Consider the following 14,609-nt stretch of genomic DNA (forward strand, 5'->3'; position numbering starts at 1 on the left):
ACTCCTTTACATTTGTCCTGTCACATGAACGAACCGTGTCAAAAATGCTTCATGGTCAACACCCTCGCTGACCTGCATGTTGGGAGGGTGACCAAGACGATTCTGTATATCTCCGACCGTCTGTCCGTCACACAGGCGACTGGATGTCTCTATATCCACATACATTGGCTTCGTGTCCAGTAGCTCCGGCCATAAGGCAACGCCAACAGCCAACGGATCATGCAGTGCACAGGCACGGACGCCGTTACGCGCTTCATATCTTTTCGTATATTCAGAGGTGCTCTGCTCCACGTAATTACGAATCTGCGGATCAGCAATCTGAGCAATATGTTCGGCGGTAAGTAGCGCCTTGCGCGTCACATCCAGACCGACCTGAGTCAGCTTGCGGAAGCCCGCATGGAATACGATGCGTGCCGCCTCAGGGTCCGCGTACATATTGTACTCAGCCACTGGAGTGACATTGCCGCAGCCATGAATGACGCCACCCATAAAGATGACTTCCTCAATATGCTTGGGTAGCTCAGGATATCTGAGCAGTGCATGAGCGAGATTGGTGAGTGGTCCTGTGCAGACCAGCGTAAGCCTGTCCTGCCCGCCTTTTAGGTTCAGTGCATGCTCGATCATCAGATCGGCAGCGAACCCTGAAGCAGGAGCAGTAGAAGGGACCGCATACGGCAGCGCTCCCCCTATCCCATCCTGACCGTGAATACGTGTCTCATTGAACTCCGGGCGGATCAGGGGCGTCTCCGCCCCACGGTAGACCGGAATATCCGGTCTACCCAAGAGATCCAGCACTTTGCCCGTATTCACTGTTGCCTGCTCCAGTGATACATTGCCGCACACGGTAGTAATGGCCTGGATATCGAGCTGCTTGCTCTTGACGGCCAGAATGATTCCCAGTGCATCATCAATTCCTGTGTCTACATCCAGTATAATTTTCTTCATCACTGAGCAATTTCCCGGTTCCAGCGGTCCGTCCAGGTTGCCATCTGGCTATTCACGAACGCCATATCCAGCTTCACCAGCTTCTCAACTACGTCCGCGCCATAAGTAATTCCTTCGGTCTCTTCACCAGACAATACCACCTCGGTATTTACCGGGGAGTCTACCTTGGCTTTAGCAGACTTCTCCTGTACTTCCTTGCTCAGCTGCCAGTTCATGAATTCCTCAGCGAGCTCCTTCTGATCGGAGCCCTTCACGATATTCAGTGTATTCATTACGGCATATGCCCCTTCGGATGGTGCTACGAATTTGGCATCAGGTACCGCCGCCTTCAGATCCTTGAAGTACATTTCCATAATCGGCCCACCAGCAATCTCTTCCTGGCTGAACATATTCACGAACTCCGAGGTCTGGCTGTAGAACTTCACGATATTCGGGCTCAGCTCTGCGAGCTTCGTGAAAGCAGCATCCTCATTAAATTCAGCATTTCCGGCTACCTTGGAAGCTGCATCCACGACCATAGGTCCAGCCGTCGCTGTAATATTCGGCAGCGTTACGTTGCCTGCGAATTCAGGGCCCCACAGATCGCTCCACGAGGTGACTTCCTTCGATACCATCCCTGGATTGTAGGCAATTCCCAGACGACCTACCGTGTAAGCAGGACCATATTCCTCACCAAGTGGAGCCTTGGCAATGTCATACACATGCTCTAGATTCGTCAGCTTCGAGCGATCGACCGTCTCGAACAAGCCTTCTTGAATACCTTGCTGCGCATAATAATCCGACAGATAGATCAGATCGACGTCGGAGCTGCCTTGACGGATCTTGTTCAGACGCTCAGCGTTGTTCCCCATCTCAAGGACAATCTCCACATTGTGCTCCTGCTCGAAGGGAGCGTACACTTCCTTCTTGAAGAAATCCTCCGAGAAGCCCCAGGTCGAGATGACCAGCTTCTGCTTGGCTCCCGTATTGGATGCTCCCCCATCGGCTGCTGGCTCAGTGCCCCCACAGCCTGCCAATAGAGTGGACGCAAGCGCCATTGTCACCATTCCGCCTAACCATTTTTTCATTTGATTCATCCTCCTGCTGGATAATATGGTCTTATTATGAAAAATAAAAAAGAAAAGCATTCTTGTCGTGTTGAACAAGAACGCTTTTCTCCGTAAACAAAGAATAAGCGACACCCGCTATAGGCAGTACAGGGCCTCCGCCCAGATAGATCCGAAGCCGAGAAGCCAATCTATGCAATTCATCATGGCTATGCCGAAGGTTCCTTCAGCATCACATTCGTAACCGCCCATTGTGTAGCTGCATCATAATCGCGTAGCAAAGCATCAATCTCCAGCTCCATAACCTGCTCCAGCCTCTCGCGCAGCCGCTTCTTGAACAGCATGGACATTCGGAAATCCACTTCCAGCTTCAAGCCGGGGGCTTCCCCTTCCAGTGCAGCTGATCTCGGTGAGCGGCGGTGCTTCGCTACGAAGGTCACCATATTGTTCTCAACAGTAGCCCGTAAGAGCGTGGTACCGAAGCCGAACAATTCCTTGGAGATCTCATTATAAATCTGACACATTCGTTTCTTGCTCTCATTACTGTCCAGCAGCTTCATGAACACACCCTCATCAAGAGACTAACGTACATTTGGACCGCCAACACGTTCGATTATACATAATTATATAATAGAGAGCAAGTAAAATACCAAAATCCATAGCTCACTTCTGCAAAAAGCGAACAATTCACCATTTCACCCTAAAAAAATCCCCTCTGAGACTGTGCTTCTCAAAACACTAGCCAGCAGAGGGAGGAGGGTGCACACTGTCTGGGAACTTATTGAGCCCAGGACTTATTGGACCCGGGACTTATTGGACCCGGGACTTAGGGTCTGGAACCTCATTTGCTTGGCTCAGAATCGGTAGGCGGCGTAAAGTCGCACTCCAGCAGCGGAACCACACGGGTCCTGCGAATCCATTTGTATCCCAGCCATAGCACCAGAAAGAGCGGTACGCTAAGGTACGAGATCAGTACACCGTTCCAGTCGATTCGATCCCCTGTGAATGCCTGATAATTTTGTCCCAGAATCACAATGATGCAGAGCACAAAAGCAAATATCGGTCCGAACGGGAACCAGCGCGCACGGTATGGCAGTGCACTTAGGTCACGTCCCTGTGCGACGTAGGCTTTGCGGAAGCGGTAGTGGCTGATAGCAATACCCAGCCAGGTAATAAAGCCGCACATCCCAGAGGCGTTGAGCAACCAGGTATATACGACGCCATCTCCGAAGAGCGAGGCGAGGAAGGCCAGCATACCTACAGCTGTCGTAACCAGCAGCGCATTCATCGGGATGCCACGCTTGTTCAGCTGCTTCAGGAAACGCGGTGCCTTACCGTCTCTGGCGAGAGCGTAGAGCACCCGGGCTGACGCATACATCCCGGAATTGCCAGCTGACAGGACAGAGGTCAGGATGACTGCATTCATGACCGAAGCCGCCATCGCAAGACCTGCCTTCTCGAAGACGAGCGTAAACGGACTGACTCCGATGTTCTCCAGCCCGTCCTTGAGCAGGTTCGGGTGGGTATAAGGAATGATCAGACTGATAACAAGAATGGCCAGGATATAGAAAATCAAGATGCGCCAAAATACTTGCCGGATCGCACGCGGGACATTCTTGGCAGGCTCCTCACTCTCACCAGCAGCCACACCAATGAGCTCCGTGCCCTGGAACGAGAAGCCCGCTGCCATGAAGACTCCAAGCACAGCGAAGAATCCGCCATGGAACGGGGCATCTCCTATCGTCAGATTGGTGAAGCCGACAGCCTCGCCGCCCAGAATGCCGAAGATCATCAGCACCCCGACCGTCAGGAAGATAATCACCGTAGCGACCTTAATAATCGCGAACCAGTACTCGGACTCTCCGTAGCCTTTTACAGTCATGACATTCAGCCCGAATATAAGCACGAGGAAGAGCAGACTCCACAGCATCGAGTTGCTCTCCGGGAACCAGTACTTAATCAATACCGTGGCCGCTGCCAGCTCGGCAGCAATCGTGACCGCCCAGTTGTACCAGAAATTCCAGCCCATCGCGAACCCCAGAGCTGGATCAACGAAGCGGGCTGCGTACGTATTGAATGACCCGGAGTCCGGCATGAACGTCGCGAGCTCCCCCAGACTGGTCATCAGGAAATAGACCATGATGCCGACCGCTGCATAAGCGAGCAGTGCGCCGCCAGGACCGGCACTGGAGATCGCTGTACCGCTGGCGAGGAACAGGCCTGTTCCGATCGATCCACCCAGTGCAATCATCGTCATATGACGAGCACGCAACGATTTCTTTAGAGTGGGAGGATTGCTGTTGCTGTTATTACTATTATTGCTGGATTGATGGTGGGTACTGCTCTGATTGTTACTTGTATGATGGCTTGCTTGCAAATGAGAACACTCCTTCTTGAATAGCTGATAACGAACAGACACACAGAGAGTGAATCCCGACCGACCGTATGAGGCTCAGGGTCCCCAGGATGGGTCAGAATGATTCAGCAGCGGTCAACGGAGCATACATGCGATCAAGAAGATCAGCATTGCGGGGCATCTATTAAAAGTCAGTCAGCATTCATCTCGGTGAACTCCGTGCTCCCCACAAGGCGCTTACCACAAGCGGCAATCCCCTGCATCCAGGTATAGCAAAAAGAACCGCAGGCTGTAGGCCGCGGTTCTTCCATGAACGTTCGCACCTGTCCTGATGATGAAGATAGCTCAACACAGGAGTCAGACATACGATAATGCCTGGTCTCCAGTGACAGTTCTGCTCCTTTCGGCAGCAGCCCCAGCCGCGCAGGACGAACCAAGGAAACGGTCCCGCGGACTTCGGCGGATGTGCCTTTCGGCTGAATTCATAGGCGGTTCCTTGCGCCTCCCTCAGCTTACTGATCACATCCGCGACCTCTACCTCATCATAGGATGAGGTGTATCTGCATGTATTCATTTATCATTATTGTTAGTATCCACATCCAGGCTCAGGTAACTGACATAAGACGGCAGTATTCTCCTAGATAGACGTTTAGTATACTGCTCCTGCGAATCTGTTGCAATAGCTTCCGTCTCACTTCCACATATTAGCACTTCAAATTACGTTGTGCACGCATAGTGATTCGCTTGGTTGTCTTCCCGTCCGATGCCTTCAGCCATGCATCACATACAAAAGCCACCCAATCTGGCGAAGTTTTAGCAGCATCATTCAACCAGTTGGCCACCGAGTCCTGCACATATTTGGATGGATCCGATTTTAACGGCTCCAACAAGGGGAGTCCCCACGCTGGATTATCCTTAAGCTCCACAATATGCCGAGCCCACACTCCGCGCGGACGAGTCGCCTCGACGGCGAACCGCCGAATGTTATCGTCCTCCTCAAGCACCCAATTGCTGAGCAGATGAATTGCTGGCTTCACTTGCTGTGAAATAGTCTCCCGCATGGCCATCCAAGCGAGTTCGCGCACGCCAAAGTGAAGATCTGCAGCGAACGGACGAATGAGCTCTAGCTTGTAATCTAGCTCTAGCTGATCCAATCCTACTACGTAGGCTGCCCAGCACCGCACACTATCCGAGCGATGCGTCGAGAGGTGCACGAATAGCTTCGCACGCTCTTGATCCGACTGCTCCCGGAGAATGCCAAGCCATTCGCCAGCAATAGCGGGGACCATCTTCATAGTCGACTGTCCCATGATGCCCTCCAAGGCAGACATTACCTCATGAGTTCGTTGGTGTAGCCCACATTCATTCAGAACGTGCTTAAGCAACTGGATATGATCGACAGCCAGCCATTCGGTCAGATTGACGGACTCGATTCGACCGTAATTCAACCATTCGAGCACCTCGGGTAGAATATCGCCGGCTTTACGGGCTCCTTTCCGATGCACTATAGCCTCTGGAATGAGAGCTTTGTTGTCGAGCACCATCAGCAGCACCCTCCAACCTTATGTTTCATTGTGTCTTTCATGGAAATTGCTCCATTTCGTTATAGAATCCAGGTCTTTCACCAAGGATACGAGACGAAAGGAGTCAATAGATGTAATCTAGATTACAAGCTGTAGTCAGTAGCATTTTCATGTATTGCTGCAAGAATGTCATAGCGGATAGATACTGTTCGGAATTCAGTACGAATCATATCCACCTCCACAAGCTCCTTCAGCGCCACAGAGACAGCCTCCCGCGAAGCGCCCACGAAATGAGCAATCTCCTGATGTGACAGGGGCATATCGATACGGCAATAATCATTGCCCTCATCCTGAACACCATAGCGTCCTGAAAGCTCAGCCAGCACATGAATGATCTTATCGTGCAGCCTGCCCAGCGCCAGATGTTGGGCCAGATTGCTCAGCTGAGACAAGCGTTGACTCATGGCCTTGATCATATTCATCATGAACCTTGGATGCTGAATGAGGTAGCTCTCGAACCGCTCCCGGTCCATCACGCAAATGTCACAGTCCTCAACCGCCTCAATCAGTAATCGCCTCGTTCCCAACGATATATCACCCATCTCGCCAAAGATATTCCCCTCACTCAAAATATCCAAGGTGAACTGCTTTCCCTGTTCATTAAGCTGATACAGCCGCACGGTTCCCCTCTTCACAAAATACAACCCTTCAACAAAAGTATCGGGCGTCTGGATGTACGTATGCTTCGGATACGTTGTGACGGAGGTCAGCTTATCCATCTCAATCAAATCCTCCCTGGACAGCGAACGCAGCAGGTTGAACTGTGACAAATATTCAATACGATCCATGACTCCTCCTGAGAATATCAGAGCTTTATTCCTGGTAAATACAGATTCTGCATTGATGTATTATGAGCGCTTGCGGGCATGAATGACTAGAAAATGAGGATGGGTCATCAGTCGCTCGAACCACTTGTCGTACCAATTGGCGATTTCAAACGCTTCCCTTGCATTATTATCCATTACAGGCTGTGGCTCGACCATACATTGAATGGAGAACTGTTCCACAGTTACGTTGATGATGTCTTGAATCGGCCTCCTGTAGAACGTGACCTCCACGGGACCTGACTCCTTCTTATGCCACACCTCACGCAGTTGCTCATGTGCGAAATAGTCTGGTCGGTCGAAATGCGTGAAATCCATAAAAGGGTGATGCACCGAGAAGAGCAGGCTCCCTCCTGCCTTCAGCACACGATGAAATTCGCGAAATGTAGGCTTCCAATCCTCAATGTAATGGAGTGTTAAGGAACTGACAATCAGATCGAATGATTCATTTTCAAAAGGAAGGGGCTCCGACAAGTCGCATTGAAGCACAGTGGCTTGGTCGCCGACGCGTCTTTGGCATGCCGCCACCATTTCTGCACTTAGATCTACAGCTGTCACTGTGGCCCCTCGACTGAGCAGTTGTTCGGTATACCATCCTGCGGCACAGCCGGCGTCCAATACCGTGAGCTGCTTCATGTCTGAAGGCATCAGCTTCAGCATAGCAGGTCGTTCGTAATAGGCGTTATGTCCACTGTACACGTCCACATTTCGTTCATAATCCTTAGCCAGTCTATCGTAAGCTGCTGCAATCTTCTCCTTCATATTTCTCGCACCCTCCCTTACGCATGGAACCATTATACTGCAAACTACAGAGGCCATAATTATAAGATATACAGCTATCGAAGTACCTTCACAGATGACCGACCGCATCTAGCGGAGATTTTTCCTTATAACAATTGGAACGTCCAGCTCCACTGAAAGGTTATAAATTCTGTTATCTAAAGAAAAAGCGACCCGTTCTGGGTCGCTCCGCTCCTATAGCCATGTAATCACTTAATAGCGCTTAGGTGCTGCCTTCTTGCCGAGATCTGTCATATAGGTGAAGAACGCATCCGGATCTGTATCATATACAAGCTCAACCGGACGGCCATCCGCCTGGGCTACCGTTCTGCCCTGACTCGGTCCATCTGCAATAACCGTACAATGAACGGTCTTTCTGCGTACCAGCTCTGGACGTCCAAGCGCAGCTGTCGTCAGTACATCCCACAGATAGTAAGTAGAATTTGTCTCACTGTAGACCAGCGGCGGGCAGCCTGCATAGCAATTCCCGATGAAATCAACACCTTCATAGCAGCGCTGGCTGGCCCAGAGTCTGCGTACCGCAGGGGTCAGTGGTACTTTATTCGTGCTCTCCAGTGCGACCAGGTCAATGGGAATCCCGCTCTGCCATACACGCAGGGCAGCCTCTGGGTCCCAGAATACGTTCCATTCCGCAGTCCCATCATGCTCTGGCTCCTCGACATTACCCTTCTCGAAGGTGCCACCCATCCATACCAGCTTCTCAATCCGCTCTTCTACGTCCGGCGCCTCATCCAGTGCGCGAGCCAGATCCGTGAGCGGGCCTGTGAACAGCAATGTCGTCTTGCCATCAGCCTGACGTACCTTCTCAATCAAGTGAAGATGGGCAGGCAATGGGGACAGTGGAGCTTCCATCGTACCCGTCTCATTGAGAACAGGCAGGGCATCTACATAGAAGGAATGGAGACGCCATGCTGCCGGGAAAGGGTTCTTGCCACGGGAGTTGGACTTGGCTACCTCTACCTGTGCTCCATGACCAAAACGGTCAATAATTTTGCGACTGGCATCCGTAGCTGGCTCCAGATAGCCGTCTGCAGGGATCACGGATACCCCTGTCAGATGAACATCTTCCATTTGCAAAAGCATAAATAATGAGACGAGGTCATCCACGCCTCCATCATGATTGAAATATACATTACGCTTGCTCATTGATCTCTTCCTTCCTGTTCCTGCAATTTCGAAGCTGTCTCCTATATTATGCCGTAAAGTAGACGGGCCCGTAAATGCAGGATTTGGGACAGCGCTTCTGTCGCTATGCTCAAGGGTTACAGTTATCGGATCATCCGGCTCCAACCAACAGCTTGAGCGGTGTAGTGAGCAGACTCAGCTCTATAGGTGTCTGGAGATAAATCTCACCGTCCGTATCCACCTTCATTGGCTCATGTGTCTGAATCGTAAGCGAAGTGGCTCTAAAGTATTCTATCGCCTTGTCCTTGGGCTCCCAGGGCTCCTCCGACTTACGTGCAAGCAGCTCCTTAAGCAAGGGTAATCCAGCTTCACGAATAATGAGAACATCGAGATGACCATCGCACAAGGAATCAGGCTGCAGCGGCAAGGGATGGGTCCCCAGATAGCGGCCATTCGCCACCAGGATCATAATCGCTTCCTCTTCCCTGCCCTCACCATTACTTACCATCGTGAAACGAAAGGGCTGCGCACTGCGTAACGTCTGTAGTGTACTGATGAAATAGCTGAGCTTGCCAAGCGAGTTTTTCAGGGTAGGATCAATATTTTCCGAGGTCTCCGTAATTAGGCCAAGGCCGCAAAAATTCGTAAATACCCGGTCATTGACTACCCCGATATCCAAGCTGCGGCTTGTCCCCTCCAGCAGCATTCGAGCAGCTTCTGGTATATCCTGGGAAATCCCGAGTGAGCGTGAGAAGTCGTTACAGGTGCCTCCAGGCAGAATGCCCACACTCGGAGGATGCGACAGGGAAGCGAGTCCATTCATACACTCATGTACCGTGCCATCCCCACCCAGGATGAACACAGCCTCTATCTCTGATGACAGACTGCGACAGATTCGTTCGCCATCACCGGGGAATTCGATCTGACGCAGCATAAGCTCCGCTATATGCGGAGCAAGGACAGCTACGGCATCACCGAGACGCTTGTCTGCACCCGCCTTACCTGCATGATGATTATAGATTAGTAGCGCTTTGCGGAACATACTCACACCTCCTATTGCAGCTATGTAAGCCCCCCTATAAGATTACCCCTAAGAGGTAGGGCCATAAACGGTGCGAGCTGTCCCAGCGAGTCAACACATGTCATTCTGGGGTATGTATAAGGTACAATAGTCAGCATAACTGAACTTATCCATTTGAATCTGTCATTAAAGGAGTGATTACCATGGTGCAAACGATCGCTGAGCTGGATCTCATACGGGAAGAATGCAGGTCCATGGTGGCCAAGAGAGCGGCAGTATCCGGTACGGTATCCCTGCTTCCGGTTCCAGGAGCAGATGTCCTGACGGATGTGGGTATCCTGATGGAGCTGCTACCTTCAATTAATAAAAAATTCAAGCTATCACAGGAACAGCTAGAGGGCCTGGATGCCGAGACCAAATCCATGATCTATGGATTCATTACTTCTGTTGGCAGCAAGATCATTGGTCGCGTCGTTACGCATGAGCTGATTCTCCAACTCCTTCGCAAAATGGGGGTAAGGATTGCAACCAAGCAGGTATCTCGATTTGTGCCCATCCTCGGGCAAGGACTCTCCGCAGCCATTGGCTATACCGCTATGCGGATCATAGGCAATCGCCATGTCGATGAATGCTACGAGGTAGCGAAGCATCTTCTGGAGCAACGGAATCTCGCGGCAGCGGTCCAGGATGCACAGACGCCACAAATCACAACTGAACCGCTTGAGGTCCCTGATTCTCATGAGCCATCTGCACTCTTGCTGCCGCCATCCAAGGAGCAACCCGAACCGGTACTTGAGCGGCAACCATCATCTGAACAGCCTACATTCAAACAGCCTAAATAAAAGAAGCGGACCCTATGCCATGTCCTCGTAGTCCGAGACTGGGCGGGTCCGCTTTGTTATTCAACAATGTATGGCTTTATGGGCTACTCGTAAATTTTGCCCATATACAGCATCTGGGCACATCGCTTCCAGGGATTCTGAGGCTTCTCATAATACTCCGGGCCTTGAATAGAGGCTTTGCCCCACTCCTGAGCAGCCTCCAGAAACGCCTCGACAGACTCATTAGCCCACTCATGCCCCTCTGCCTTGTCCTGCGCGAGCTCCTGCAAGAAGTAGAGGAATGAAGCTTCATCGGTAACCGCATTGACAAGCTCAAACAGACTTTTCATAGGCTCACCTTCCTGTTCGCTTGGGTGTAACAGGGACATCAGCCCTGCTGCACAAGCGCTTCTACGACAGGATAGGAGATCAGATTGCGATCACGATAGGTAGAGGTGATAACGTCCTGTCTGGCACTGACGATACCATTTTGCAATATAACCGGCTTGAAGCCCCGCTCACTGGCACCATTGAAGGTGAACAGCACACAATGCTCAGCCGCGAAGCCTGCAATGATGAGTAGCTCGACCCCACGACTGCGCAGCATATCCTCCAATTCCGTCTGCCAGAAGGCGTTCGGCATCTCCTTCGTCAGCTTGAGGTCTCCGTCCTTGATCTGAATATCTGAAATAATATCATAGCTAGCCTGATTGCTGTCATTCATGCCTTCAATATCCTGAATATGTACAATGACATGGCCTTGTGAGCGTAGCAGCTTAGACACATAGTTAATGTGAATACATGCCTTGTTAAGCAGGCTCTTCTCCACAGGCTCCTCTTCCAAATGTACATGCTGCAAATCAATGATTAACAAGCCAATTTTCACAAAATAGCCCCCTCGTTCCGTACAGTTTTAGTAAAACGACGCAGACTTCTTCCTCAGCCTTCCCCATCATCTTGGCAGGAGGACTGCTTAGGCTCTTGAATAGTGAAGGATGGCTGCGCCTCACAGGCTTCAAACCCCCTCTTCATCTTGTCCAGCAATCCCCTCATAAGCTGGTGATCCTCCAGCGTGAACTCAGACAGCATCGTCTGAATGAGATTTCTGTAATACGGAATGACCCGACTCAGAAAGTCTCTGCCCTTCTCCTTGAGACGAATCGTGATCATACGCTTGTCACTGGAGTGGGCAATCCGCTCAATCATGCCGTCACGCTCCAGACCATCGATCAATCCGGTCATCGTGCCCCTTGTCACATCGGCCTCCTCGGCGAGCTCGGATGGGGTCATATCGTGTGGAGCATGGCTGAGCAGCACACTCAACACGATAATTCGCCCCTGCGACACTCCAATCCGCGCAAAGTCACGGTTCATATCACGGAATATCCCATTAGCCAGATGGGCGAACGATACAAAGGTCTCAATATCCATAAGGTCCTGATCCGTAGCACCACGCTTGCGAAGCGTCTTGCGAATCGAATCGTTGTGAAAGTTAAAGTTCATGGCTATTCCTTTCTACTGAATGATCTAATTCTGAGGAAGGCGATATGATCCGGTATGTGCACCATTCCTCGGGCAGCAGGGAAGCATATGGCTCCTGCATGAACCGATCGTCAACGAGTACTAACAGCCCATAGTCCTGAAGCGTACGAATCAATCTTCCGCCCGCCTGCAGCACTTTGTTCATCCCCGGATAAACATAGGCATAGTAAAAGCCATTCTTGCCCTCACGCTGGTAATAATCCTTCAATACATCCCGCTGCTCTCCTACCTGAGGAAGTCCCACACCAACAACGACAACACCATGCAGACGTTCACCAGGCAGATCGACGCCCTCTGAAAAAACGCCTCCCAGTACAGCCATTCCCATCAAGCTTCTGGGCGGGTCTGGCTGGAAACGATCCAAAAATGCGGTGCGCTCCTCCTCCGTCATCCCTGAGCTCTGCACGAGCAGTTCGGCATCAGTACCCATCTGCTCGAAGGCCAGGGCTATGTCCCGTAGATAAGTATAAGACGGGAAAAATACTAAATAGTTGCCCTTACGCTCCTGTACTAACCGAGTCAACAGCTCTGTAATCGGGCGAATCGACTGCTGCCTTGCATGATAGCGAGTCGACACAGGCAGCAGTCTGACGTCCCATTGCTCCTGTCGAAAAGGCGAAGGTACCGTTAAGGTGTAATCATCTTCACCGGCTCCAAGCAATTCTCTGTAGTAGGCCAGTGGCCTGAGCGTAGCCGAGAAATACACGGCAGAGCGATAAGACTTGACGCTCCGCTCAAGCAGCTTGGACGGGTCCAGACACATCAGACGGAGGATGACGTCACTGCTATTCTGCTCTATATAAGTAACATAACGCTCATCGTACAAGCCTGCAATGCGCAAATAGTTCTGTACAGCAAAATAACTCTCCAGCAGCAGGGCATGGTCCGCATCCGCTCCTCCAGCCCCCATCGCAAGAAGCTCTCTCTCTGCCACATCCACAAAGGGCTCCAGCAGCGACAGCAGCTCCTCTGGCAATTCTCCGCGGGTGATCGCTCCTGAGCTCGACAGCTCCTTGCGCAGCTTAATAAAATAGTTGTTCACTTGGCTCGCTGCGGTAGCCAGCACTCCGCTTCGCTGCTTGTACGCTCGCTTGAGCTCTAGAAAGGGGCGCTTACTAAGCTCTGCCGAGAACATTTCCCGACTTCGATCGACCAGATTATGAGCCTCATCAACGAGCAGTATAGTCTTGCGCTTTTGCTCCTCCAGCCAACGCTTGAGTGAGATTCGGGGATCAAACACATAATTATAGTCACAAATAATACAGTCCGACGCGTAGGCTACGTCGAGAGAGAATTCGAACGGGCAGACGCGGTGCTTGCGGGCATAGCGCTCCAGGATCTCGCGGGTCATAATCGTCTCATGCTTAAGTATATCCATCACGGCGTGGTTGACCCGGTCATAATACCCGTCACACAAGGAGCATTGACCCGCATCACAGCCTTGCTCTTCTTTGAAGCATATTTTATCCTTCGCCGTTAGGGTCACGGCATGCACTTGTAGACCCTTTGACTGCATGAGTCGAAGCGCATCCTCGGCAGCCGCTCTGGTGGTCGTTCGTGCCGTCAGATACATCATCCGGCTCGCATGCTCCGTCACCAAGGCTTTTACCGCCGGGAACATTGTCGAGATCGTCTTGCCAATTCCCGTTGGGGCCTGAACGAACAGATCCGCCCCTTCCTCAACCGTCTTATAGACGGCACCTGCCAATCTTCGTTGCCCCGCACGATACTGTGCGAATGGAAATTCCAGCATAATGATGCTGCGATTGCGTTGCTCCTCATGAGCGAGCAGCATTCGTACGTATGGAGCATAAGCCGACAGGATGCTCCGCACCTGCTCTTCGAGCTCGGCAGCGGACAGCTTGCGCCTCAAGCGGCTCACACTTCCCGTAGCCACATCTACATAAGTCAGCTGCACTTGCACAGCTGTCAGCTGCTCAGACACCGATACCATGTACGCATAGCAGATGGCCTGTGCCCAATGGACCGTGTGCCCATCTGCTCCGGGGGCGCTTGCAGTGCCGGAATAGGATTTGATCTCATCCACAGTCCACTGCTCGTCCTCCCAGATCAGACCATCACAGCGGCCCTCGAGCTGAAAGAGCAGCCCGTCCTGAGCCAGCTCGGTATTCAGATGCAGCTCCTTCCTGTCGCTTGGCTGATAATCCCGCTGAATTTCCTGTTGAATGCGGGTACCTTCCTGCATGCTACTGGCGGTTCGAAAGCCAGCTACGATACTTCCGCTACGATAAACATATTCGACAAGCGGCCTGACAGAGATACGAATCACGGGGGGAATTTGCACGAGATCACCTGTTCTGGTTATTATCCCTTCACTTTATCATGTTCTGAACGGAAAGGTAAGGAGTTCACAGGATAAAATAAGGAAGGGAGGAAGAAATGAACTAAGCTAGACTTATTGGAAAAACGATCACGAAATTGTCTAAAATTTGAAATAAAAACCATGAAATATATGTTAGAATATTAATTATTTAGGGTAATCTGTCGATAACTATCTTTGAAATACCTGTCATCGTAAGGTTAG

General features: G+C 51.3%; 14 protein-coding genes and 1 riboswitch. Of the genes, 1 reads left to right on the top strand and 13 read right to left on the bottom strand.

The window, feature by feature from the left end; all coding sequences use genetic code 11:
- Window positions 1–6: 6 nt before the first annotated feature.
- From MKX74_RS26070 to MKX74_RS26110, 9 genes are all read right to left on the bottom strand, one after another.
- Window positions 7–945, bottom strand: a complete 939-nt coding sequence (locus MKX74_RS26070) for a nucleoside hydrolase (protein WP_018884024.1) — start codon at window positions 943–945, stop codon at window positions 7–9.
- Window positions 945–2,012 carry an ABC transporter substrate-binding protein gene (locus MKX74_RS26075; RefSeq protein ID WP_018884023.1) on the bottom strand — a complete coding sequence of 356 codons (1,068 nt, stop codon included), beginning with the start codon at window positions 2,010–2,012 and terminating at the stop codon, window positions 945–947. The genes MKX74_RS26070 and MKX74_RS26075 overlap by 1 nt, the downstream gene beginning before the upstream one ends.
- 188 nt (window positions 2,013–2,200) lie before the next feature.
- Entirely contained in the window at window positions 2,201–2,551 is a 351-nt protein-coding gene (locus tag MKX74_RS26080) for a Na-translocating system protein MpsC family protein (RefSeq protein WP_018884022.1), read from the bottom strand.
- Window positions 2,552–2,832: 281 nt separating this feature from the next.
- Window positions 2,833–4,368 (bottom strand): amino acid permease, encoded by a 1,536-nt coding sequence (locus MKX74_RS26085; RefSeq protein WP_341180248.1) that lies wholly within the window; start codon window positions 4,366–4,368, stop codon window positions 2,833–2,835.
- 312 nt (window positions 4,369–4,680) lie between these two features.
- Window positions 4,681–4,892: riboswitch (Lysine riboswitch) on the bottom strand.
- 159 nt (window positions 4,893–5,051) lie between these two features.
- The gene (locus MKX74_RS26090; RefSeq protein ID WP_341180249.1) at window positions 5,052–5,891 is read right to left on the bottom strand and encodes a DNA alkylation repair protein; all 840 of its coding nucleotides are present in this window, start codon (window positions 5,889–5,891) and stop codon (window positions 5,052–5,054) included.
- A 122-nt stretch (window positions 5,892–6,013) separates the two neighbouring features.
- Window positions 6,014–6,718, bottom strand: coding sequence for a Crp/Fnr family transcriptional regulator (locus MKX74_RS26095; RefSeq protein ID WP_018884019.1), 705 nt, complete (start codon window positions 6,716–6,718; stop codon window positions 6,014–6,016).
- 60 nt (window positions 6,719–6,778) lie between these two features.
- On the bottom strand, window positions 6,779–7,516 hold the full coding sequence (locus tag MKX74_RS26100) for a class I SAM-dependent methyltransferase (protein ID WP_341180250.1): 738 nt from the start codon (window positions 7,514–7,516) through the stop codon (window positions 6,779–6,781).
- 231 nt (window positions 7,517–7,747) lie between these two features.
- Window positions 7,748–8,701, bottom strand: coding sequence for a nucleoside hydrolase (locus MKX74_RS26105; RefSeq protein WP_341180251.1), 954 nt, complete (start codon window positions 8,699–8,701; stop codon window positions 7,748–7,750).
- A 130-nt stretch (window positions 8,702–8,831) separates the two neighbouring features.
- The gene (locus MKX74_RS26110; RefSeq protein WP_341180252.1) at window positions 8,832–9,722 is read right to left on the bottom strand and encodes a diacylglycerol/lipid kinase family protein; all 891 of its coding nucleotides are present in this window, start codon (window positions 9,720–9,722) and stop codon (window positions 8,832–8,834) included.
- Between the two features lie 182 nt (window positions 9,723–9,904).
- Here MKX74_RS26110 and MKX74_RS26115 point away from each other — a divergent pair, with 182 nt between their 5' ends.
- Window positions 9,905–10,543, top strand: coding sequence for a hypothetical protein (locus MKX74_RS26115; protein ID WP_341180253.1), 639 nt, complete (start codon window positions 9,905–9,907; stop codon window positions 10,541–10,543).
- Between the two features lie 83 nt (window positions 10,544–10,626).
- Here the strand turns inward: MKX74_RS26115 and MKX74_RS26120 are convergent, their stop codons facing one another.
- Genes MKX74_RS26120 through MKX74_RS26135 form a run of 4 tightly spaced genes read right to left on the bottom strand, consistent with a single transcriptional unit; the run spans window position 10,627 to window position 14,369 of the window.
- The gene (locus MKX74_RS26120; protein WP_341180254.1) at window positions 10,627–10,872 is read right to left on the bottom strand and encodes a DUF7660 family protein; all 246 of its coding nucleotides are present in this window, start codon (window positions 10,870–10,872) and stop codon (window positions 10,627–10,629) included.
- A 38-nt stretch (window positions 10,873–10,910) separates the two neighbouring features.
- Window positions 10,911–11,408 (bottom strand): cysteine hydrolase family protein, encoded by a 498-nt coding sequence (locus tag MKX74_RS26125; RefSeq protein WP_341180255.1) that lies wholly within the window; start codon window positions 11,406–11,408, stop codon window positions 10,911–10,913.
- A 53-nt stretch (window positions 11,409–11,461) separates the two neighbouring features.
- Entirely contained in the window at window positions 11,462–12,025 is a 564-nt protein-coding gene (locus MKX74_RS26130; protein WP_341180256.1) for a MarR family winged helix-turn-helix transcriptional regulator, read from the bottom strand.
- Window positions 12,015–14,369 (bottom strand): ATP-dependent DNA helicase, encoded by a 2,355-nt coding sequence (locus tag MKX74_RS26135; RefSeq protein ID WP_445667294.1) that lies wholly within the window; start codon window positions 14,367–14,369, stop codon window positions 12,015–12,017. Before MKX74_RS26135 ends, MKX74_RS26130 begins: the two co-directional genes overlap by 11 nt.
- Between the last annotated feature and the right edge of the window lie 240 nt (window positions 14,370–14,609).

The organism is Paenibacillus sp. FSL K6-1230 (assembly GCF_038002385.1).
In the GTDB taxonomy this organism is placed as follows: Bacteria; Bacillota; Bacilli; order Paenibacillales; family Paenibacillaceae; genus Paenibacillus; species Paenibacillus massiliensis.